The organism is Pseudomonas sp. Z1-29 (assembly GCF_051131995.1).
Lineage (GTDB): Bacteria > Pseudomonadota > Gammaproteobacteria > Pseudomonadales > Pseudomonadaceae > Aquipseudomonas.
On record NZ_CP071645.1, the window covers coordinates 2,026,065 to 2,046,417 of the forward strand.

At 59.1% G+C, this 20,353-nt stretch carries 17 protein-coding genes and 1 pseudogene; 15 read left to right on the forward strand and 3 right to left on the reverse strand.

The features are described 5' to 3' along the window. The first annotated feature begins 2 nt into the window (after positions 1-2). The 12 genes and pseudogenes from J3P84_RS09370 (at position 3) to J3P84_RS09425 (ending at position 9,957) form a co-directional block, all read left to right on the forward strand. Positions 3-1,004 (forward strand): IpaD/SipD/SspD family type III secretion system needle tip protein, encoded by a 1,002-nt coding sequence (locus J3P84_RS09370; RefSeq protein WP_434629594.1) that lies wholly within the window; start codon positions 3-5, stop codon positions 1,002-1,004. Positions 1,005-1,095: 91 nt separating this feature from the next. Then, positions 1,096-1,278, forward strand: coding sequence for an acyl carrier protein (locus J3P84_RS09375; protein ID WP_434629597.1), 183 nt, complete (start codon positions 1,096-1,098; stop codon positions 1,276-1,278). Positions 1,279-1,395: 117 nt separating this feature from the next. Further along, positions 1,396-3,513 (forward strand): hypothetical protein, encoded by a 2,118-nt coding sequence (locus tag J3P84_RS09380; protein WP_434629600.1) that lies wholly within the window; start codon positions 1,396-1,398, stop codon positions 3,511-3,513. A 400-nt stretch (positions 3,514-3,913) separates the two neighbouring features. Beyond that, the gene (locus J3P84_RS09385; protein ID WP_434629603.1) at positions 3,914-5,149 is read left to right on the forward strand and encodes a winged helix-turn-helix domain-containing protein; all 1,236 of its coding nucleotides are present in this window, start codon (positions 3,914-3,916) and stop codon (positions 5,147-5,149) included. A gap of 56 nt (positions 5,150-5,205) precedes the next feature. Beyond that, positions 5,206-5,610, forward strand: a complete 405-nt coding sequence (locus tag J3P84_RS09390) for a transglycosylase SLT domain-containing protein (RefSeq protein ID WP_434629605.1) — start codon at positions 5,206-5,208, stop codon at positions 5,608-5,610. Between the two features lie 129 nt (positions 5,611-5,739). After that, a complete protein-coding gene (locus J3P84_RS09395) occupies positions 5,740-6,927 on the forward strand; it encodes a PrgH/EprH family type III secretion apparatus protein (protein WP_434629608.1) in 1,188 nt (395 codons plus the stop codon). After that, complete coding sequence (gene sctF / locus J3P84_RS09400; protein WP_434629610.1) at positions 6,924-7,190, forward strand: type III secretion system needle filament subunit SctF; 267 nt, start codon at positions 6,924-6,926, stop codon at positions 7,188-7,190. Before J3P84_RS09395 ends, sctF begins: the two co-directional genes overlap by 4 nt. A 61-nt stretch (positions 7,191-7,251) precedes the next feature. Further along, positions 7,252-7,560, forward strand: coding sequence for a type III secretion system inner rod subunit SctI (gene sctI / locus J3P84_RS09405; RefSeq protein WP_434629613.1), 309 nt, complete (start codon positions 7,252-7,254; stop codon positions 7,558-7,560). Then, a pseudogene (locus J3P84_RS09410) lies at positions 7,557-8,277 on the forward strand (EscJ/YscJ/HrcJ family type III secretion inner membrane ring protein); the annotation flags it as partial. The gene sctI and the pseudogene J3P84_RS09410, both read left to right, overlap by 4 nt. Then, positions 8,267-8,836, forward strand: coding sequence for a secretion system protein (locus J3P84_RS09415; RefSeq protein ID WP_434629616.1), 570 nt, complete (start codon positions 8,267-8,269; stop codon positions 8,834-8,836). The pseudogene J3P84_RS09410 and the gene J3P84_RS09415, both read left to right, overlap by 11 nt. Continuing rightward, on the forward strand, positions 8,808-9,530 hold the full coding sequence (locus J3P84_RS09420) for an oxygen-regulated invasion protein OrgB (protein WP_434629618.1): 723 nt from the start codon (positions 8,808-8,810) through the stop codon (positions 9,528-9,530). Before J3P84_RS09415 ends, J3P84_RS09420 begins: the two co-directional genes overlap by 29 nt. Then, on the forward strand, positions 9,520-9,957 hold the full coding sequence (locus J3P84_RS09425) for a hypothetical protein (RefSeq protein WP_434629621.1): 438 nt from the start codon (positions 9,520-9,522) through the stop codon (positions 9,955-9,957). Before J3P84_RS09420 ends, J3P84_RS09425 begins: the two co-directional genes overlap by 11 nt. 57 nt (positions 9,958-10,014) lie before the next feature. Here the strand turns inward: J3P84_RS09425 and J3P84_RS09430 are convergent, their stop codons facing one another. Continuing rightward, positions 10,015-11,538, reverse strand: coding sequence for a hypothetical protein (locus J3P84_RS09430; RefSeq protein ID WP_434629624.1), 1,524 nt, complete (start codon positions 11,536-11,538; stop codon positions 10,015-10,017). 172 nt (positions 11,539-11,710) lie between these two features. Between J3P84_RS09430 and J3P84_RS09435 the strand changes: the two genes are divergently transcribed. Further along, positions 11,711-12,730 carry a quinone-dependent dihydroorotate dehydrogenase gene (locus tag J3P84_RS09435; protein WP_434629626.1) on the forward strand — a complete coding sequence of 340 codons (1,020 nt, stop codon included), beginning with the start codon at positions 11,711-11,713 and terminating at the stop codon, positions 12,728-12,730. A gap of 305 nt (positions 12,731-13,035) precedes the next feature. On the opposite strand, the gene rmf is transcribed toward J3P84_RS09435, so the two are convergent. After that, entirely contained in the window at positions 13,036-13,251 is a 216-nt protein-coding gene (gene rmf / locus J3P84_RS09440; RefSeq protein WP_003223300.1) for a ribosome modulation factor, read from the reverse strand. 530 nt (positions 13,252-13,781) lie between these two features. Between rmf and rlmKL the strand changes: the two genes are divergently transcribed. Together rlmKL and J3P84_RS09450 are read left to right on the forward strand one after the other, a co-directional pair. Continuing rightward, positions 13,782-16,052 (forward strand): bifunctional 23S rRNA (guanine(2069)-N(7))-methyltransferase RlmK/23S rRNA (guanine(2445)-N(2))-methyltransferase RlmL, encoded by a 2,271-nt coding sequence (gene rlmKL, locus J3P84_RS09445; protein WP_434629628.1) that lies wholly within the window; start codon positions 13,782-13,784, stop codon positions 16,050-16,052. Positions 16,053-16,194: 142 nt separating this feature from the next. Continuing rightward, positions 16,195-18,579, forward strand: a complete 2,385-nt coding sequence (locus J3P84_RS09450) for a sensor domain-containing diguanylate cyclase (RefSeq protein WP_434629631.1) — start codon at positions 16,195-16,197, stop codon at positions 18,577-18,579. Positions 18,580-18,713: 134 nt separating this feature from the next. Here J3P84_RS09450 and dacB read toward each other — a convergent pair whose 3' ends face one another. Beyond that, positions 18,714-20,180: a D-alanyl-D-alanine carboxypeptidase/D-alanyl-D-alanine endopeptidase gene (gene dacB / locus J3P84_RS09455; RefSeq protein ID WP_434629634.1), complete on the reverse strand. Its 1,467-nt coding sequence runs from the start codon at positions 20,178-20,180 to the stop codon at positions 18,714-18,716. Between the last annotated feature and the right edge of the window lie 173 nt (positions 20,181-20,353).

Sequence of the window (20,353 nt, forward strand, 5' to 3'; positions counted from 1 at the left end):
AGATGATCATTCAAGGGTTCACCCCAACCAACCACCGACTCACCGAACCGAACACCGCAGCCTCGCCGCCGACACCCGCCGAAATGCCCGCCGCCGTCGGGCCGGGATTTGATCTGACGGACCCGCTGGAACGTTCGGTAAAAAATCTCAATCGACATCTCGATCGTGCACTCGACGGGTCGACCGGGCAGGCCAAGGGAGCGCGCTACGAAATGTGGGCGCAGCAGTTGCAGCAATGTTTCGCCGTGATGACCTACAGCATCCAGGCGGCGTCCCTGAGCGAGGGTCAGCTTAAGCAACTGGCAGACAAGCAGGACAAGATTCTGAACAGCCTGGATGCACAGCGGACCCCGCCGGAGATCGCCGCGTTCAATACCGAGGAACCCGAGGACTTCTTCAAGAAATTGCGTGACCTGATCGACCTGATCAAGAACGGCTACCTTGCCGGCTATGAACATATCATCAAGGCCTACTCGGACTTTTTCGCCGAGTTCAACTCGAAAATCACTGCGATGATGAAGGATTGGGTCGAAGGGGCGAACGACGGGAAGGAGGTCAAGTTGAATGCGGGCGCATTGCACGCCGCATTGACTGAGCTTATCGGCAAGTACACCCATCCCGAGTCTGCCTCGGTTCTTTTTCCGAAACCGGGTGACGACGGAGCTAGCGAGGAAGCAGCAAAGAAGTGGCTTCAGGCGCTGGGCCTGCCCCCGCAATGTCTGAAGAAAAATGCCGATGAAACCTGGTGCGTTGTCATCGATACAGGCCCGCTTTGGAGTATGACGGGCAGTTTGCCGTCCAGCGGCACCGTAACGTGGGACACCGCCAGGTTCAACGCCTGGCAAACCGGCTTCAACGCCCAGGAAGAACGCATGAAAAACATGCTGCAGTCCTTGACGCAGAAATATTCGAACGCCAATTCATATCACGATAATTTCAACAAGACGTTATCGGCGCACTTGAATCAGTTTGCGGATATGTTGAAGGCAATGTTGAGTTTTTGAGCGAAGTAAAATAGTACTAACGAAACCCAGTAGTTGGTGTGAACGGGTGTCCCCTGGGCAGAAAGCTGCTGGCTTTCGAGGTCGACTGAATATGAAGTCTGCAACAGAAGAAAAAATATTTAAGCTCTTGTCCGTTCATTTTTCGATTGGGCAGGAAGTGATTACGCTCCGCTCAAACTTAATTGAGGAATTATATATGGACTCGATCGGGTTGCTAGAAATCGTGATGACGCTCAATGATGTGTTCAGCGTCGTGCTGCCCGAAGGCGGGTAGCGGACTTGAGGACGGTGGCTGATATGTGTTGTCTGGTTCGAGCCGAACAGTCCTTGGTTTAGGGGTGAGCAGTTTGTTGGGGAAGTGAAGTATCTTTTTTTGGTTTGAGAGAAGGTCATGCGTATAGATTCAAAAGTAACAACGGTATTGCCGTTGGCTGGGGAAAATATCAAAGCCTCCTTGCTGGCGTCGGAAATAATTGGCATATCGACTTCAAGCTCTGTTCCGGTCATTCGTAAGGGGTGGGAGGCAGAGGATATGGCTTGTTTTAATCAGTTGAAGAGCAATGGCGGGGGAGCAGGCAACTCCGATTGCAGACTTATTCCTAAGAGCTATGACCGTTATGATTTGGCAAGGTTGTCTGAGGTGCAGGAGCGGCCGAGGCCATCAGAGAAAGCTGCGAAGAAATATAACGGCCCGACGGTTGGGTTGGTGTCGGAAGAAAGTATGAGATTGCGCTTGGATCTATATAATAAGTCTTCAGTTTTTGGCGGCGTACCAGGATTCATAGATGCATTTCTCAGAGGGGAACCCGGGGGCAGGACTGAGGGCTATGTGCAGCGTCCCGAACAATTTTGCACAACGTCATTTCACCCGCGATTGGGAGGCTTCATCATTTCGCCGAATCAGAGCAATATCCCGGAAAGAGGGCAAAGTTATACGGATGATTCAGCAACTCTTCTAGAGAGAACTCGTGGCGGGGCAGGGTTTGGACTGGTCGCGTATTGGGTGCCTCCCTGCACGTATGAGCGGTACCCGATGTTTCAGGAATTGTTTCCCGGTACGGCGGTTCCTGAAAATGCTCCGGTGGTGGAGGTTTCGGCTGCTGATGTTTTTAACAGGCAGGGGAGACGCTCCACGCAAGAATCAAACGAGGCATATAAATTGCGCTCGGGTGTGGACTTTATTTCAGTTCCGTTAAACCTTCGAAGAGAACATCTGCCGTTACTTGAAGAGCTTAAAGAGAGGGCGCTTGCACATCTTCAAGAGCAATATAAGTGTGATGCGACGAAAGAGGCTGTTGAAATTTATACGCATGGACCCTTCTATCTGAACAATAGTTGCGGCTTCCATGTCCATGTCAGGGTAAGCGTGCCTCAGCATCCACTGGAGACGGATCTTCGTGTATTTTATATTGATGATGTATTGAAGCAGTTAGAAACGCATGGGAAAATTGTTGGTTTTCGCGGAGCTGCCACTGGTGGCTATCTCGAATTTTCCACCGAAGAGCTGAAAGCCAATGGCCTGGAATTCAAGAAACTTCCAAATGTGTGGGCTGACCCCGTTAAGCAGTTGATGAATGGCGCGCGAGGGCGCTTTTCACCTGACGGAGTCGCGTCAGATAACGGTATCTATAAAATGTCTTCTAAGTCAGTAATGAAATATGACAGCGAGGAGGTCGGGCTTGTTGAATTGCAAGCTCTGAAGTTGCGAATGGAACGGTATGGTGAGAATAGCGTCGTGCCGGATTTCGTACATGAATTTTTGACTAAGCCAGGGAGCCGGAAAGCTCAAGGTTTTTTTTCGTGTCCTGAGCAGTTTGCGGCGACTCGGTTTTCTGAAGAGCTTGGTGGGATTTTCATAATGCCTAATGCCAAGCATATACCGGGCAAGGTGGAGATTTTTTCTGATCCGGGCTCGGTCAAAAAAGATACACTGAACAAAGGCGGCTTTGCCCTTGTTGCTTACTGGGTGCCGCCGAAGATCTACGGAACTCAGCTGGTTTTCGAAAAGCTGTTCGGTGTCAACGATAACGTTGAGGGCAGCGATTGTTTGCAGCTTGAAACGGTTAATCAGTACAAGGCGCGTACGGGGTTGGGGCATATCACCAACTTGGTTGATGTAAAGAAAATGCATCTAACAATGTTGGAGGAATTCAAGGCTGTCGCGTTGAATCACCTTTCCGAGACTTATGGCGTGAGCGAAGGAGATAAAGTTGAGTTTTATTTTCATAGTCCTATCTATGGGAAAAAAACGGCAGGGCTGCATATCCATGTTCGAGTCAATCAGCGGCTACCGGCTGGCGAGTTGGACACCAATGCCCTGAAGCTGGAGGCGCTAATATCAATCCTCCAAGATGAGCATGTGCGAGATGACGATATAATGATGAAGGTTTTGGAATCAGTGCCGAAAACCAGTTCAGGAAAGTATTTTATGTATACCGCTGCTTGGGGTAAAAGAGAGTTTGAAGGAATAAAGGTTGATTTTGTTGGCAACCCGTGGCGGCGTCCTTAATTTTTTGCCGCCGGAAATATGATGTTCTTCGTTAGAAGATGATTCCGTTTTTTGGGGCGGTTGAGTTGCGTGAGTATATTTATGCGTTCACGCTAGATGAGTAGCTAGAGGATTTTCAAATCGGAGGGTTTAACTATCCCCATACATTTTCGGGGGTGATCGCTGCCCACAATTCGTGTCGCGATTTCCTACGTCTACAGCATCCAAATCCTACGGACTCCTCCCAAACATCTTCCTATAGTCACGCAGCTCGTCTCCCGAGCCCGATCACACCCCGGGCTTGATCGCGCTTCAGTAACTTTCTATAGAGAAATCCCTGCGTATGGACAGTACAACTGATCAAACACCGGCTCAGTCATATGTTTTTGACCGCTGGTTATTGCAAAGCGATGGAACGCTGATGCGAGAGGGACAAGGAGTTCACGTTCCACCCAAAGAGTTGCAGGTGCTGCGCCTGTTGTTGCGGACGGCGGGTACGGTCGTCCACAAGGATTACCTGCTAGATCATGTCTGGCCGCGAATGGATGCGGCGGAGGAGTCGTTGACCCGTTGTATCTATGCACTGCGCAAGTTGCTCAGGGAGGACAAGGATTACATTGCGACGGTTTACGGCCAGGGTTATCGATTCACCGGTTGCGTGGTTGAACTCGATGTGCCGAGCCAGGCGAGGGTGATAGCGCCGTCGCTGGCGGTTTTGCCTTTTCGTCACTTGGATGAGATGGCGGCGCTGGATCTGCAGGACCTAATGATCCGTCAACTGACCACGGCATTCGGCGAGGCGCTGCATGTCATTCCCTCGGGGCTGATCGCGTCCGCCCTGGTGTCGGCGGATTCACGGTCGCTGGCCGGGCGACTGTCGGCAGATTATTGCCTGAGCGGGCGTCATATCGGCTTGGGTGAACAGCGACACTGGTCGGTCGAATTGATTCGTGGCGGTGACCAGGCGCTGCTGCATGGGCAGACGCTGGACGCCCTCGACCGAGGGGAGGCACTGGGCGCGCTGACTTGTCTGGTTGCTCAGCGTGTGCCCGGCTTGCGCCCGGTGGGTGATCGTTGTGGGTCTTATCCGGTGGCGATGGCCTATCTCAATGGGCTGTGCTGCTTACAGCAACACACTGCGCAAAGTCTGCGTGACGCCCTGGTGTTGTTCAGGCATTGCCTGAAGCTCGATGCCGGGTATGCGCCGCCCTGGTGCGGTGTGGCGGATGTCTGGCTGGGGCAGGTAATGATCGGACTGGGTGAGCCGGAGCGGGCGATCGAAGAAGCGCATTCGGCGGTTTCCCAGGCGTTGGCGCTGGACCCATACAGCGTCCCGGCATTGACGCGACTGGCGCTGCTGACCAGCTTGCGCGGTTGCGATCAGGCGGCTCAAGTGTTGTTCCGGCGCTGCCTGTTGTCGGTCGACCAGGCGGATGTCCACTATTTCCATGCCTGGCACCACTGGTCCTGGCAGCGCAGCGATCAGGCTGCGCGGAGTATCGACAAGTGCCTGCAACATGATCCAGGGTGTGTCCGGGCGCAAGCCTTGCAGGCTCGAATTGAGCTTGGGCGCGATGGCGAATCGGTGGGTGCCTGGGCGTATCGGAACCTGCAACCGGGAGGCAGCCGTCCTGTCCATGAGCGGTGTCTGGCATGAGCCGGCGCGGGGTTCGCTGGTTTCGTTGGCCGCTTTACCTGGGCCTGATAGTGAGCATGCCTCAGGCGCACGCCTACTGCTGGAGCAAGGCGGGCGAGGCGCATGCGATCGAGCCCGAGTTGCTGCAAGCGATTGCCGACGTCGAATCCTCCCGGCGCTCCGATGTAATCAACCACAATGGCAATGGCACGCGTGATATCGGCCTGATGCAGATCAACAGCATCCACCTGCAACGATTGCGCGCGCGAGGTATTACCGAGCGACGTTTGCTGGCCGAACCTTGCCTGTCGGTGGAGGTCGGCGCATCGGTGCTCGCCGGGTTCATCAAGCGTTACGGTTATAACTGGACGGCGGTCGGCGCCTACAACGCGGGAAACTCTCCCGACCGTCAGGCCGCGCGGATACGTTATGCGCGCAAGGTCTGGCAGCGCTATCAAGTGCTCACCCAAGCCCGGGAATGACGGTGCCAATGACCCGGCGGGTCGGTAATTCTGATCCTGCGCAGGCAGCAGTCGACAGAATCCCATCAGGAAGTTCACGGACGGATTTCCTACCCTGCTTGCTCACTTGTCTGCGCCGGAATTTCTACCATGACAGTCCCGACGGCCACCGTTCTACAGCGCTATATCCTGCGGATCTTCAACGGTCCGTTGCAGGGTGCCGAGTTCCTGCTGGACGAAGGCTCGACCTTGTTTGTGGTCGGGCCTGCGCAGGTGCTGGGGAACGAAACGCGTTGCGCCAGCGTTCCCGTCAGTACGATCTACGTGCCGCTGGAACAGGGTGGATGCAATTTCGAGGTATTGGCCGATCAGGCCACTTCCGATGGAACGCCGGTGCGGCTGCTGGGCGACTCGGTGGAGGTACGCCGTTGTGCCTTCCAGGTCCGGGTCTGGATGGGCGGACTGGAAATTGCCTTGCGTCCCGAAAACCAGTCCTGGGCTTGCGGACTTTTCACCCTGCCGGGCAGCGAGCCGATTCACCAAGATGCTTTCGCAAGCTGGACTGCGCCGTCGATGCGCTGGGCCGCCGGCGGGCTGGCGCTGCTTGTGTCGGTGATCGCCACAAGTTTCTGGGGACTGCCGGAGCCGACGCCCGAGGCGGATATCCACGCATTGATCGCTGGGGCCAGTACGAAGGCGCAAGTGTTGCGCGGCCATGATGGTTCGGTGTACGTCTTTGTCGCTTCCGAACGCGATGCCGGCTGGAGTCGGCAGGTACTGACGCGTCACGACACTTCGGCCGGCCAGGTGTTGCTGATCGATCAGGAGCGCCGTCGATTGGAGCAATTGTTGGTCGATCACGATCCGCAACTGGCTTGGCATTTCCTCGATCTCAAGGACCCCTCGGTGCCGCGTCTGCTGCTCAGCGCGCAACGCAATGTGCTCTCACCGGACAAGCAGGCAGGGTTACTTGAAGTGCTGCTCGCGGCGGCGCCGTATGCCCGCGACATCGTGGTGCAGATGCAGGACGACGCGCTGCTTGCCGACGCGGCGCAAGGAGGCCTGGAACGGCTTGCATTGGGTTTCGAGCGGACCGAGCACGAAGGCGGCTTCACGTTCGCCGTCGCAGGCAACCTGCAGGACTACGAGCTGGCCGCGGCGCGCCGGTACGTCGACGACTTTTACCGGCAGTGGGGCAACCGTTATGTGCATTTCACTGTCGAGCTGAAGGACGACGCGCTCAAGGGCAAGTCGTTTCAAACCGGCCCGCAGGGCTACGTCAAGACGAGTGCTTCGTCCTGGCATTTTTCCCAGACAAACACAGTAGGTGAAGAATGAACGATACCTTGCCCATAAGAGTTCCTGAATTTCACGATGATTTTCTAGGGCAGCAAGCGGCTGCATTTGAGTCTGGCGCCGTGGAGCTCAAAAGAATTCTGGATAAAGCCCTTGAGGATCTGAAGGGGAATGCCTCCGATCCTTCGATGCTGGCCGCCTACCAGGCCGCATTTTCGTCGTACACGGTGTTCCGAAACGCCCAGACCAACACGGTCAAGGGCTTCAAGGACATCGACATGGCGATCATCCAGGCGGCGCGCTGAAGCGTTCTCTTCTTCATTGGCCATTGTCCCCGCGGCAATGGCCACCTGCACAGGTGCACCTATGTCCATCCAGAACGTTTCCCCTTCGCTCATCGCCCAGTCGTCCCTCAGAGAGTTGCGTAGCCCCGGAGAAGTCCCGGTCGTTTCACTTGAATCACGACTGATCGAGGCGTTTGCCGGCTCGGCGGTCAACAGCGGGCAGGAAGTTTCGGCAATCAACCAGTTGACCCAGCGCGCCGATGTCACCGACCCGGAAGTGCTCGCACAGTTGCAGGAACTGACAGGGCAGTACAACGTCGACATCAATTTGCTCAACGTGCTGGTCCGCAAAGCGGTAGGCACGGCTGAAACCCTTTTGCGTGCATCATGAAGCCAGGCGTGTGGCTGATTCTGTTGTGCCTCGCATTGTCTGCGTGCCGACAGCCCAGCCTGCTCGAAGGCCTGGACCAGCAGCAGGCCAACGAAGTGCTTGCGGTGCTGCAGCGTAACAACATCGTGGCGGTTAAAGTCGATGGCGGAAAAACCGGTTATGCAGTGAAGATAGATCAGCGCGACTTCGCGGCCGCGGTCGATCTGCTCAACCTCTATTCGTTACCGTCGCGACCACGCCTGCAGGTGGCCGAGATGTTTCCCGCAGATGCTCTGGTGGCCTCGCCCCGGGCGGAAAAAGCCCGGCTGTATTCAGCGTTGGAGCAGCGTATCGAACAATCGTTGGGCGTACTTGAAGGTGTGGTTTCCGCCCGGGTGCACGTCAGCTACGACCTGGATGCCGGGGAAGGCGGGCGTGCGGCGCCGCCCATTCATCTTTCTGCGATGGTCCTGCATGAGCGCGATGTCGAACCGCAACTGCTGATTACCGATATCAAGCGTTTCCTCAAGAACAGCTTCGCGGCCGTCGGCTACGAAAACATTTCGGTGGTACTGTCCAAGCGAGCGCCTATCCAGCATGTCGCGCCTTCGGTGGCTGTCACTCAAGGGCGGTCGAACTGGCCTTGGTGGCTGATCGGGATAACCGCTGTACTGACTATCGGTGGCGCGGCCTGGGCCTATCCAGTCGTCAGGCGCAGGGCGCGGTGATGTCGTCCGAGGCATGTCTGCAGGCGATCCTGGCCGAGCCTTTGGCTTACCTGCACCGGCAACGGCTGGTTGTCCCGGCAGGGTTCGATGGGCCCGAAGCGCGCAGCTTGCTCAATCGGATGGTGCTGGACGGGCTGGCGCTGCAGGGACCGGGGTTAGCGTCGGCGCCGCTGACGGCTGTGGCGCAACAATGGGTTCGTCATTGGCAACAGTTGCCCTATATCGCCAGGTTGATCGGGGCCGCTCGCTTGATGCCTGACCTCGCGCGCGGCGCGGCGCTGCTGCGCCTGGCGGAGCCGGTCCGCCGGTTCGCCTGCTACGGTTTCGGTAGTGGCGGCGCACTGATGTTCGATGGCTCACCGATTTCAGTGGACCAGGTCGATGCCGCTGGCCTCAACGCGTTAAGCAGCTGGTGCGAGCAGGTTCCGCCCCATCTGCTGGAGCGCCTGCCCCTGCAATTCTCCGAGCCGGTTGTTCGCCTGCACAGGCAATGGCCGCTCGCAAAACCTGACCCAGCTCTTTTTTTCCTGGCGGTGCAGCATGCTCGACTCCATCCGAACCCTGACTGACCTGCCTGCCAGCAGCGATGCGTACCTGGCGCGCGAGGACATCGTCGCTGCGCGTCGCCGCCACGCCATGCAGCGTGAGGCCCAGCGTCGGGCGCGCGAGTATATCGAGCAGGCACACCGCGACGTCGAGGCGGTACACGCGAAGGCGTTCCAGCAGGGCTATGCCGAGGGCATCCTGCGCGCGACCGGGCATCTGGCCGACGCTTTGCTTGAAGCGCAAACCTTGGCGTTCCAATTGCGCAAGGACCTGGCCCGGGCGGCGGGTGAGGTGCTCTCGCAAGCTTTGAGTAGCCCGCACTGGCTGGATGAAATGCTTGAGTGTTGGCTTCAGGCACAGCTACCAGACGATTCTGACGCGGTACTGCACTTGCTGCTGCCGTTGCATTGCCGTTCGCGAGGCAACGAACTGCTGGGACACTTGCGTGAACGCTGGTCCGGCAGACTGAGCCTGGAATACCACGCTCAAGAGCGCTATGTGCTGCGGCTCGCTGACCAACTGCTGGAGTTTGACGTCGAAGCTGCCCGGCAAAGGCTGGAGCCAAGGTTGTTGGCCAAAGTCGCCAATCTGCCTGAGGCTGTCCGCGCCCTAGACCAGACATCGAGACAGATGCTCATCGACTTGTGCTCGAGTTTTGCCGAGCAACCCGCAGATTCGCCATCCACTGCAGAAGCCGAGGTTCACCGTGAAAATTGAAGCAATGACCGGTGCCGGCGTGCCGGATTCAAGTGCCTGTCTGCCCGTCGAGCCCCTGGAGTCCCGGCTGCTTGCCGCTCGCCAGCCGGCGGTAGAAAGCCCGTCTTCGGATCCGCAGTTCGAGCAGCTGTATCAATTGCTGCTGGCGATGGAGGGGGAAGGGGAGAAAGCGATCTACGAGTTCATCCGCACGCGACTGGGTGCAGATGGAGAGACGCGTGCGTATCCCACCGCCAAGGAGTTGCTGGGGGTTACTCAGCGGGTCTTGGTTCAATTGGTGAAGGGGGGGCTGAGGGACTCATGCCTGTACGAGGAAGTCGCGGGCGCCAATGGCCGGGCGTTCTCGATGGATCTGTTCACGAAAGACTTCATGCGGCAGGTGTTCCAGCCGATGGGGGATGAGGCCTGGGAAAAGACTGAGTGGTAAATGCCATGCGCCTTGGCGAGAAGCGAGGCGCAGGTGTTTTTCCTCTGGAAGAAGTTGTTACGGCGCTGAGCGTTGGTTGATGTACACGCTGCTCCCGCGCGCAACGAAAAATAAGGCAGCAATCAGCAGATTGGCGATATGGTCCACCGTTTCTTTCGGGATTGGCAGGGTCGAAAAATATCGGGACGTCGAGAACAAAATGCCATAGAGCGTTTGGCCCGTGGAGGTTCGTATCGCGTTGGTGGACAGCAATTGGTCAAGCGCTTGCTCGGTGGTAGGGGTTCGTAGGGCGAGGGGATCAAGCCGGTAGCCTTTTTCAGAAGCGTTCGGCTGAAAGAAATGCATCACTTCACCCCCGAGCACTTGCCCGGCGACGTCGGCGCCGGCGTTGAAAACACCCCGCAATGCATCGTGCCCCAATACCGGAACCAGGGACTCGACGATCTGGTTGGCCCGGGCCTCGACCGATAGATTGGCATCGAGAGTCATACTCGCCTGTTGTTCCGCCCAGGATGCTAGTTGAAAGGCCAGGCCTTCCGTCTCGGGCGGTAGTGGCTCGCGACTTTGCGCCATCACGTATCCGGGTCCGGAATGCGGTGCGGTGTAGTTCATGCCGGTAAAGGACAGGAACTGAAGGGCGCCGTTCAGCGCTCCGGTGGCTGCCGTGCCGTTGGCGTTGGCCGTTGTGTTGTCTTTGGCCGGGCAAAACAGGTTTACCAGGTCCTGGGCAAAAGTGTAGAAGGCCATTTGTGGGCCGAAGGAGGCCAAAGCCGGCAGCACGGTGGGTACCGATACCGCGGCAGCGAAAGCGGCTATCGACAGCGCGAATGCGGCGAGGCGAGCCAGGCGAGTTTCTGCATTTGCGGTTCCGTTGCACTCGTCCCGGATCGCGCCGAGGGTGTTCAGCACCGGGCCGATCGCCAGGGCTATCCCACCGATAACGTTGCGAGTCAGAGGCGAGGCGGCATTGGATTGCAAGGCTTTTTCCACGGCGAACCCGATGAGCTGCCTGAGCACCGTCAAGGTGCCGGTAACCAGCCCGGTGCGCACCGTGGAAATGGTCAGGTTGCTGGCCCAGCGTCCGAGATCGCCTTCGAATTCGTTCCTGGCCAGTTTGCCCAACTGCTCGCCGAGATAATCCATGAGGATTGTGCCGCGTTGTATGAGTGTTTCGGGCTCTGCGGAGTGTATCGAGTTATCGAACAGCTCTGGACTCTCGATATCCAGGACGATGTAGTCGCTCCGGTCTTTTATTCGGTCGGGGACGCCCTGCATCAACGCTTGTATGTCAAGAACCAGCTCCTGGACCTTGATCGGAGCATTCTCCATGCCCTGTGTTATGAGATCGCCAAGTTCATCGTTGATCCTTGTCAGTATCGGGATGATGTTATCCATCCGAAGTCGATCCATTCGCTGGTCGGGCTCATTCAAATGTTCGAGCAGCTCGCTATGAGCCTTGGTGCAATCGCCCATTTCTATGGTCGTGTGAAGTTTGTTCGTGGTGTTGGCCGCTGGACCGTTCGTGTTGACGCCTGATGGGTTGAAAGGTGAGGTAATCAAGCCTGGAGTCAAAGGGATCATTATTCATCCTGCATGATTGGGGGGCCGATGAGCTGTTACGGCTGTTCAATCATCAAGCGCTTCCGGGAGGCGGAACTATCAAATAGCGCTCTATTGACAGGGTTGCTCGCCTGGCCTCTTCCGGCCCGGCTATAATCGCCGACTCATTTCTCTGATCGAGTCAAAGCCGCCCATGTACACCCTGGCCCGTGAACTGCTGTTCAAACTTTCCCCGGAAACTTCCCATGATCTGTCCCTGGACCTGATCGGCGCGGGTGGACGTTTGGGGCTCAACGGGTTGCTCTGCAAGGCTCCGGCAAAACTGCCGGTGACAGTCATGGGCCTCGAATTTCCCAACCCGGTCGGCCTGGCCGCAGGCCTGGACAAGAATGGTGCGGCCATCGACGGGTTCGCCCAGCTGGGGTTCGGCTTCGTTGAAATCGGCACCGTGACGCCGCGTCCGCAGCCGGGCAATCCCAAGCCACGGCTGTTCCGTTTGCCGCAGGCCGAGGCAATCATCAACCGCATGGGCTTCAACAACCTGGGCGTCGATCATTTGCTGGCCCGTGTGGCCGCTGCCAGGTACAAGGGTGTGCTGGGGATCAACATCGGCAAGAACTTCGATACGCCGGTGGAGCGCGCCGTCGACGATTACCTGATCTGCCTGGACAAGGTCTACGCTCACGCCAGTTATGTGACCGTCAACGTCAGTTCGCCGAACACGCCAGGGCTGCGCAGCCTGCAGTTCGGCGATTCGCTCAAGCAACTGCTGGCCGACCTGGCGCGACGTCGCGCGGAACTGGCGGTGACGCACGGCAGGCATGTGCCGCTGGCCATCAAGATTGCCCCGGACATGAGCGACGAAGAAACCGTCCAAGTGGCCCAGGCCTTGATCGAGACCGGCATGGATGCGGTGATCGCCACCAATACCACGCTGGGCCGCGAAGGTGTAGAAGGCCTGGAGCATGGTGAGGAGGCGGGCGGCCTGTCTGGCGCTCCGGTGCGCGACAAGAGCACCCACACGGTGAAAGTGCTGGCCGGCGAATTGGCGGGACGCTTGCCGATCATCGCGGCGGGCGGTATTACCGAAGGCCGGCATGCCGCCGAGAAAATCACGGCAGGGGCGAGCCTGGTGCAGGTTTATTCCGGGTTCATCTACAAGGGCCCGACGTTGATTCGCGAGTCGGTGGATGCGATTGCGGCGTTGGGTTGATTCCCAAGGCTGGTGAGGCCCATTTGTGGCGAGGGGATTTATCCCCGCTGGGCTGCACAGCAGCCCCAAAAAAATCACACAATAAACCTGACACACCGAGGGCTGCTTACTGGGGCTGCTTCGCAGCCCAGCGGGGATAAATCCCCTCGCCACAGCAGCGTTCGCAGCTCAAGGTCAAGAACCAGGCATAAAAAGGGCTCCTCAAGGGAGCCCTCTGGGCCGTAGCCCGCCGCCCGGATGGGACGTGCGTGGTTAAAACGATTTGAATGTCAGATTGTCGGGTTTTTGATTATCAGGGCCCTGTGTCAGCCGACGGCGTGAAGTTCGTTGAGTCTGTGGATACCCGCAGTGCCGGTCATACCGTCCCAGTTGTCGCCGCGTCCTTCTCGCCAGCCGTTGATCCAGGCTTGACGTACCGACGGTAGAGTAAAGGGGCAAAGCTCACGGGATTTACCACCAACGCCATATTGGTAACCGCGTAAAAATGCTCTTTCCAACGGATCACGCTTAAGTCTTCTCATAGGGTGTTGCCCTCACTTGTTGACTGTTGCTTAGCGTCGACCTCTATCGAGGCCGGGGCAGAATCATTCTGCCGTTGGTGGCTCGTTGCCGGCGTGACGAGCCAAGGGTGTTGACGCCGTTGCGACGTCAACCTGTGGTGAGTTCTAACCAAAGCGTCACATGGATGGAATGATCGTTTTGTCATAAGCACGTAACAAGAAAGATGTTAGTGCGATAAGTAACATCATGTTCGGCGCCCGCTTTTGCGTCAGACCCCTGTATGATCAGCCCTGCGCCGAAGGGCGGCCGCCGGTGTCGAATGAGAATGTCCCCCCGTTGCACTCGGGTACTATTCGACGAAAGGGACAATTTTTCACAATTTGTTGCACAGAATTTTCTATCTGTCCTCGCATCTAAGCTCTTTGAACCTGAGCGGCGAGTACGGAACGGCACACGTTCGTGCCACGCGGGTGCTCTTGAGAAAAGCACCTGATTGAACCCGGCCCGGCAATGCGTTGCCCGGCCCACTTAGCCAAAGGCTCTGAATCCCATGTCCGATCGTTTCGAACTCTTCCTCACTTGCCCCAAGGGCCTCGAAGGCCTGCTTCTCGAGGAAGCCGTCGGGCTTGGCCTTGAAGAGGCGCGCGAGCACACCTCGGCCGTTCGCGGCATCGCCGACATGGAAACGGCCTATCGCCTGTGCCTGTGGTCGCGCCTGGCGAACCGCGTATTGCTGGTGCTCAAGCGCTTCGCGATGAAAGACGCTGAAGACCTGTACCACGGGGTGCTGGACGTCGACTGGCAAGACCACATGCTCGCCGATGGTACCTTGGCGGTCGAGTTCAGCGGTCACGGCTCGGGCATCGACAACACGCATTTCGGCGCCTTGAAGGTCAAGGATGCCATTGTCGACAAGCTGCGCACGCCGTCGGGCGAGCGGCCATCCATCGACAAGCTCAACCCGGACCTGCGCATCCACCTGCGCCTGGACCGTGGCGAAGCAATCCTGTCCCTCGACCTTTCGGGCCATAGCCTGCACCAACGTGGCTATCGCTTGCAGCAGGGCGCCGCCCCGCTGAAGGAAAACCTCGCCGCCGCCATCCTGATTCGCGCCGGTTGGCCACGCATTGCCGCCGAAGGCGGGGCACTGGCGGACCCGATGTGCGGCGTCGGCACGTTCCTGGTGGAAGCCGGAATGATCGCCGCCGACATGGCGCCGAACCTGCGTCGCCAGCAATGGGGCTTTACCGCCTGGCTCGGCCATGTGCCGGCGTTATGGAAAAAACTCCACGAAGAAGCCAGCGAGCGCGCCGCCGCCGGGCTGGCCAAGCCACCGTCGTGGATTCGCGGCTACGAAGCTGACCCACGGCTGATCCAGCCGGGCCGCAACAACGTCGAACGTGCGGGCCTGAGCGAGTGGATCAAGATCTATCAGGGCGAAGTCGCCACCTTCGAGCCGCGCCCGGACCAGAACCAGAAGGGCCTGGTGATCTGCAACCCGCCGTACGGCGAGCGTTTGGGCGACGAAGCCAGCTTGCTCTATCTGTACCAGAATCTTGGTGAACGCCTGCGCCAGGCCTGCCTCAACTGGGAGGCCGCGGTGTTCACTGGCGCGCCGGACCTGGGCAAGCGCATGGGCATTCGCAGCCACAAGCAGTATTCGTTCTGGAACGGCGCCTTGCCGTGCAAGTTGCTACTGATCAAGGTGCTCCCGGATCAGTTCGTCACTGGCGAGCGTCGCACCCCGGAACAACGCCAGGCCGAGCGTGAACAGGCTGTCTACGATCAAACCCCTGAAGTACCGCAAGAGCGCCAGTACAACAAGAATGGCAACCCGATCAAACCGGCCCCGGCGCCAGCCCCTGTGGTCGAGCAGGCGCGGTTGAGCGAAGGCGGGCAGATGTTCGCCAATCGCCTGCAGAAAAATCTCAAGCTGCTGAGCAAGTGGGCCAAGCGTGAAGGCGTCGACTGCTACCGGGTCTATGATGCCGACATGCCGGAATATTCCATGGCCATCGACCTGTATCACGACTGGGTGCACGTCCAGGAATACGTCGCGCCGAAGTCCATCGACCCGGAAAAGGCCTCGGCCCGGTTGTTCGATGCGCTGGCCGCCATTCCCCAGGCCTTGAATGTCGACAAGAGCCGCGTTGTCATCAAGCGCCGCGAGCGCCAGAGCGGCACCAAGCAGTACGAGCGCCAGAGCGCCCAGGGCAAGTTCACCGAGGTCAACGAGGGCGGCGTGAAGCTGCTGGTCAACCTCACCGACTACCTCGACACCGGGTTGTTCCTCGATCACCGGCCAATGCGCCTGCGGATCCAGAAAGAGGCCGCCGGCAAGCGCTTCCTCAACCTGTTCTGCTACACCGCGACCGCCAGCGTCCATGCCGCCAAGGGCGGGGCGCGCAGCACTACCAGCGTCGATTTGTCGAAAACCTATCTGGACTGGGCGCGGCGCAACCTGTCGCTCAATGGTTTTTCCGACAAGAACCGCTTGGAGCAGGGCGATGTCATGGCCTGGCTTGAAGCCAGTCGCGACGAGTACGACCTGATCTTCATCGATCCACCGACGTTCTCCAACTCCAAGCGCATGGAAGGCGTGTTCGACGTGCAGCGCGACCACGTCCAGCTGTTGGATCTGGCCATGGCGCGCCTGGCGCCGGGTGGCGTGCTGTATTTTTCCAACAACTTCCGCAAGTTCCAGCTCGAAGACAACTTGGGCGAGCGTTACGCCGTGGAGGAAATCACCGCCGGGACCATCGACCCGGATTTTGCCCGAAACAGCAAGATTCACCGCGCCTGGAAAATCATGGCGCGCTGACCGGCGGTCGATTGGATCCATGCAGGCCTTGAAATTCAAGGCTTGCAGGCGTTTTTGGGACTGGCAAAAGTAATGGCAAATAGCTATAACTTAGTGTGTGACCGGGGCTGGACCAATGCCTGGTCCTTTCTGAGTCATGTTTATGGCATTACATCAGGTGCGTCCCAGGATCCTGGGCTTTATCAGCGAAGATGTTTCAGCATGGCTCGTGGCTTGCGTCGTCCTGATGGCAGGCCTGCTGCTGACCGGTTTGTTGGCCTGGGGCACGTTGAAGCAGTTCAACCAGCAATTGCGCCAGCGCTTCGAATTGCTCGCCGAAGAACGCTATAGCCGCCTCGACGAGCGTTTCCAGGACCAGGAGCAACGTCTCGACAGTCTGAGGCGGTTCTTTGCCAACTCCGCGGGAGTGTCTGGCGCCGAATTCCATGGCTATACCGAAGCGCTCTTGCGGCGTACCCGGGCCTTTGCCTGGGCGCCACGGGTGCTGCGGGAGGAGCGCCAGGCATTCGAGCAACAGGCACGAGCCGAAGTATCCACTACCTTTACCGTTCGTGAACGAGACGAGGCCGGAATCCTGCGCCAGGCCGCTGAGCGGAATGAATACGCGCCGCTGCTGTATATCCAGAGCCAGCCATCCTATGGCGCGCCGCTGGGCCTGGATCTGCTTTCGCATCCACTGCGCCGTGCCACGCTGGAACGGGCGCGCCAGCGTAACGCCCTGGTAGTTTCCGAGCCCATTGATCTGATCGGGAGCGATCCGGCCTTTGCCCGAGGTGTGATGCTGGCGGCGCCCGTTCTCAAGCCTCTGGCCCGCGAGCCGTTCGGCTACGTGGTGGCGGCCATCAGCATGCGCCAGTTGGTCGCCGATGGGCTGCCGGAGGCGGAGGATGACAGTCTGACGATGCGTGTGATTGATTCCGCCCACGATACCCCTTGGGAAGTCCTGTTCGAAACATCCAACCGACCGGGTAAAAGCGAGCTGTCGGCGGTCCGGATGTTGCGCCTGGCCGATCATGACTTCCGCGTGGAGTTGCGGCCCAGTCTCGCGTTCCTGTCGAACAATCATTCCAGCGTCGTGAGCGTCACGGTGTTGGGCGGGCTGCTCAGCCTGATGCTCAGCGTCTTGCTGTATACGTTGGTCAGCCAGCGACAGCGGGCCTTGGCGCTGGTGGAACAGCGCACCCGGGAACTGCATGCCCGGGAATCGGAACTGCGCGGCACCCACGGCCAATTGAAAGGCGTGCTCGACGCCGCGACGCAAGTCGCGATCATCGCGACCGACCTGCGCGGTGTCATCACCACGTTCAATGCCGGCGCCGAGCAGATGCTCGGCTATCGCAGTTGCGATGTCTTGCAGAGCATGACCCTGGAAAGTCTTCACGTTCCGCGTGAGCTGCAGCATCGGGCCGCACAGCTGGCCGTGCGTTTCGGCAAGCCAATCCCGACGTGCCATGCAATGCTGCTCGAAGGCGGTGAGCAGGGCGGCCAACAGGCTCGGGAGTGGACCCTGGTGCGCCGCGACGGCAGCCACCTGACGGTCAACATGCTGGCCACGCCCGTGCTCGACGACCAAGGGTTGTGGGTCGGGCACCTGGCAATCTGCATCGACGTCACCGAACGCAAGCGCGTCCACGAAGCCTTGGCCGCACGGGACCTGCTGTTGAAAAAACTCAGCGCCCATGTCCCCGGCGGCATCTATCAGTTCAAGATGGACTTTACCGGTGAGTTCAGCGTGATCTATGCCAGCGACGGCATCCGCGACATCTACGAACTGGAGCCTGACGTGCTGGTACGGCACGCCGAAGCGGTGTTTTCGCGCATCCATCCGCTGGACAGCGCGCGGGTGCGTGCTTCGATCCGCATCTCGGCGGAGACATTGAGCCCGTGGCGCGAAGAGTACCGGGTGCAACTGCCGCAGCGCGGTCTGCGCTGGGTACGCGGAGAGGCCACGCCCGAGCAATTGCCTGGCGGCGGTGTGTTGTGGCACGGCTATGTCTCGGACATCTCCGACCTCAAGCGCGTGGAAGAAGAACTGCGGGCACTGTCCATCACCGACGCCTTGACCGGCATTCGCAACCGACGCTATTTCCAGGAGCGCCTGACTTCGGAGATGGCCCGGGTTGAACGGGGCTCCGGCGAGCTGGCGGTCATCATGCTCGACATCGATCACTTCAAGCGCATCAACGACCAGCATGGCCATGCGGTGGGTGATCGGGTGTTGCAGGCGGTCTGCCAGCGCATCACCCAACGGCTGCGCCGCACCGACGTATTCTGCCGGTTGGGCGGCGAAGAGTTCGTGGTGCTCTGCCCGGATACGGACAATGAAAGTGCCTACACCCTGGCGTTGGGGTTATGGGACGGCCTGCGGGGTTCGCCGATCGACGACATCGGCACCATCACCGCCAGTTTTGGCATCGCCAGCTGGCGCCTTGGCGAAGGTGCCGACGCGCTGCTGTTGCGCGCCGACTCAGGTGTGTACGCGGCGAAGCAGGCCGGGCGGGATCGGGTCGAGGTGCAGTTGGGCTAGCCAACTTCACCCCGAGACGATGTGGGAGCGAGCTTGCTCGCGAAGCGGTGATTCAGTCCATGAAGAGTCTGAATGTTCCGGCGCTTTCGCGAGCAGGCTCGCTCCCACACATCTGGTTTTGTGTTGGGGCTGGCTCAGAGCACCGACGCCGTCTGCGGCAGTTTCGGCTGGCGATACAAGTCCAGCAGCACCTGGTCGAGCACGGAGGAGGCGCCCCATGGCTTCGGATCGTTGAGGATCGCCACGACCGCCCAGGTATTGCCATTGATGTCGCGGCTATAGCCGGCAATGGCGCGGACTGTGTTCAACGTACCGGTCTTGACGTGCGCTTCGCCGGCCATGGCGGTGGTCTTGAGGCGTTTGCGCATGGTGCCGTCCGTGCCGGCGATGGGCATCGAGCTGATGAACTCCGCCGCATACGGGCTGCGCCATGCCGCCTGCAGCATCGCCGCCATTTCCCGGGCGCTGACCCGTTCGGCGCGGGACAGGCCGGAGCCGTTTTCCATCACCAGGTGCGGCGCGGTGATGCCTTTCTTGGCCAGCCACTGGCGCACCACTCGCTGCGCAGCCTTGGCATCGTCGCCGTCGGCCTCGTTGCGAAACTCCGCGCCCAGGCTCAGGAACAGTTGCTGGGCCATGGTGTTGTTACTGTATTTGTTAATGTCGCGGATGATCTCCGCCAGGTCCGGGGAGAACGCCCGGGCCAGCAGCTTGGCGTTCTTCGGCGTCGCGGCCAGGCGGTCGCTGCCCTGGATGCTGCCGCCCAGCTCCTTCCAGATCGCTCGCACGGCGCCAGCGGTGTAGGTGGCATGGTCGAGCAGCGACAGGTAGGTCTGGGAGCTGCAACCCTCGCCGAGTTGGCCGCTGACGGTCACGGTCATGCTGCCGTCAGCCTGGGCCACCGGGTTGTAGCGCACGCCACCGGTGCATTGCTTGGAGTTGGCGGCCTTGACCACATTCTCGATGCGGATGCTGGCGATGGGCGGTTCGACCGATATCAGTACCCGGCCAGCGTCATTGCGGGCCACGAAGCGCAGCGCCTTGAGGTTGACCAGCAGCGAATCGGGCTTGACCAGGAAGGGTTTGTTTTCGTCATTGCCGTCGTCGTTGAACTCGGGCAATTGCGGCTGGATGAAGAAGCTGCGGTCCAGCACCAGGTCGCCGGTGATCTGCTGCACGCCGTTGGCTCGCAGGTCACGCATCAACAGCCAGAGCTTTTCCATGTTCAGCTTGGGATCGCCGCCGCCCTTGAGGTACAGGTTGCCGTTGAGAATGCCCCCGCTGAGGGTGCCGTCGGTGTAGAACTCGGTTTTCCACTGATGGTTCGGCCCGAGCATTTCCAGGGCTGCGTAGGTCGTTACCAGCTTCATGGTGGACGCCGGGTTCACCGAGACATCGGCGTTATACAGCGTCGGGGTGCCGGGGCCGTTGAGCGGTACCATCACCAGGGACAGGGCGTGGTCTTGCAGTTTGCTGTTCTTCAGGGCCTTTTGCACATTCGGCGACAGGGCGGTGTTGATGGTGGCGGCTTGGGTGGGGACAGGCAGGGCCAAAGGAAGAAGAAGGCTGGCCAGAAGCAATGGGCGCAAAGATTTGATCATGTGAAATAAAACCCTGCAGGCGAGGGGGAAAAGAACGAGGACATGAAAATGAACGCCCTCAACGGTCATGAAAGTGTCGGCATTATGCCCCAAGGCGCAACGGCTTGTGCCGTGCCCAAGCCCAGCGAAGCGGTATTTTTTTACCGGCGGTAGGCGGACTTGCCCGATCAGTC

Excerpts from the sequence above, each read along its gene's own strand:
- J3P84_RS09370 (WP_434629594.1), top strand. The coding sequence starts at position 3 with ATGATCATTCAAGGGTTCACCCCAACCAACCACCGACTCACCGAACCG.
- J3P84_RS09375 (WP_434629597.1), top strand. The coding sequence starts at position 1,096 with ATGAAGTCTGCAACAGAAGAAAAAATATTTAAGCTCTTGTCCGTTCAT.
- J3P84_RS09380 (WP_434629600.1), top strand. The coding sequence starts at position 1,396 with ATGCGTATAGATTCAAAAGTAACAACGGTATTGCCGTTGGCTGGGGAA.
- J3P84_RS09385 (WP_434629603.1), top strand. The coding sequence starts at position 3,914 with ATGCGAGAGGGACAAGGAGTTCACGTTCCACCCAAAGAGTTGCAGGTG.
- J3P84_RS09390 (WP_434629605.1), top strand. The coding sequence starts at position 5,206 with ATGCCTCAGGCGCACGCCTACTGCTGGAGCAAGGCGGGCGAGGCGCAT.
- J3P84_RS09395 (WP_434629608.1), top strand. The coding sequence starts at position 5,740 with ATGACAGTCCCGACGGCCACCGTTCTACAGCGCTATATCCTGCGGATC.
- sctF (WP_434629610.1), top strand. The coding sequence starts at position 6,924 with ATGAACGATACCTTGCCCATAAGAGTTCCTGAATTTCACGATGATTTT.
- sctI (WP_434629613.1), top strand. The coding sequence starts at position 7,252 with ATGTCCATCCAGAACGTTTCCCCTTCGCTCATCGCCCAGTCGTCCCTC.
- J3P84_RS09415 (WP_434629616.1), top strand. The coding sequence starts at position 8,267 with ATGTCGTCCGAGGCATGTCTGCAGGCGATCCTGGCCGAGCCTTTGGCT.
- J3P84_RS09420 (WP_434629618.1), top strand. The coding sequence starts at position 8,808 with ATGCTCGACTCCATCCGAACCCTGACTGACCTGCCTGCCAGCAGCGAT.
- J3P84_RS09430 (WP_434629624.1), bottom strand. The coding sequence starts at position 11,538 with ATGATCCCTTTGACTCCAGGCTTGATTACCTCACCTTTCAACCCATCA.
- J3P84_RS09435 (WP_434629626.1), top strand. The coding sequence starts at position 11,711 with ATGTACACCCTGGCCCGTGAACTGCTGTTCAAACTTTCCCCGGAAACT.
- rmf (WP_003223300.1), bottom strand. The coding sequence starts at position 13,251 with ATGAGAAGACTTAAGCGTGATCCGTTGGAAAGAGCATTTTTACGCGGT.
- rlmKL (WP_434629628.1), top strand. The coding sequence starts at position 13,782 with ATGTCCGATCGTTTCGAACTCTTCCTCACTTGCCCCAAGGGCCTCGAA.
- J3P84_RS09450 (WP_434629631.1), top strand. The coding sequence starts at position 16,195 with ATGGCATTACATCAGGTGCGTCCCAGGATCCTGGGCTTTATCAGCGAA.
- dacB (WP_434629634.1), bottom strand. The coding sequence starts at position 20,180 with ATGATCAAATCTTTGCGCCCATTGCTTCTGGCCAGCCTTCTTCTTCCT.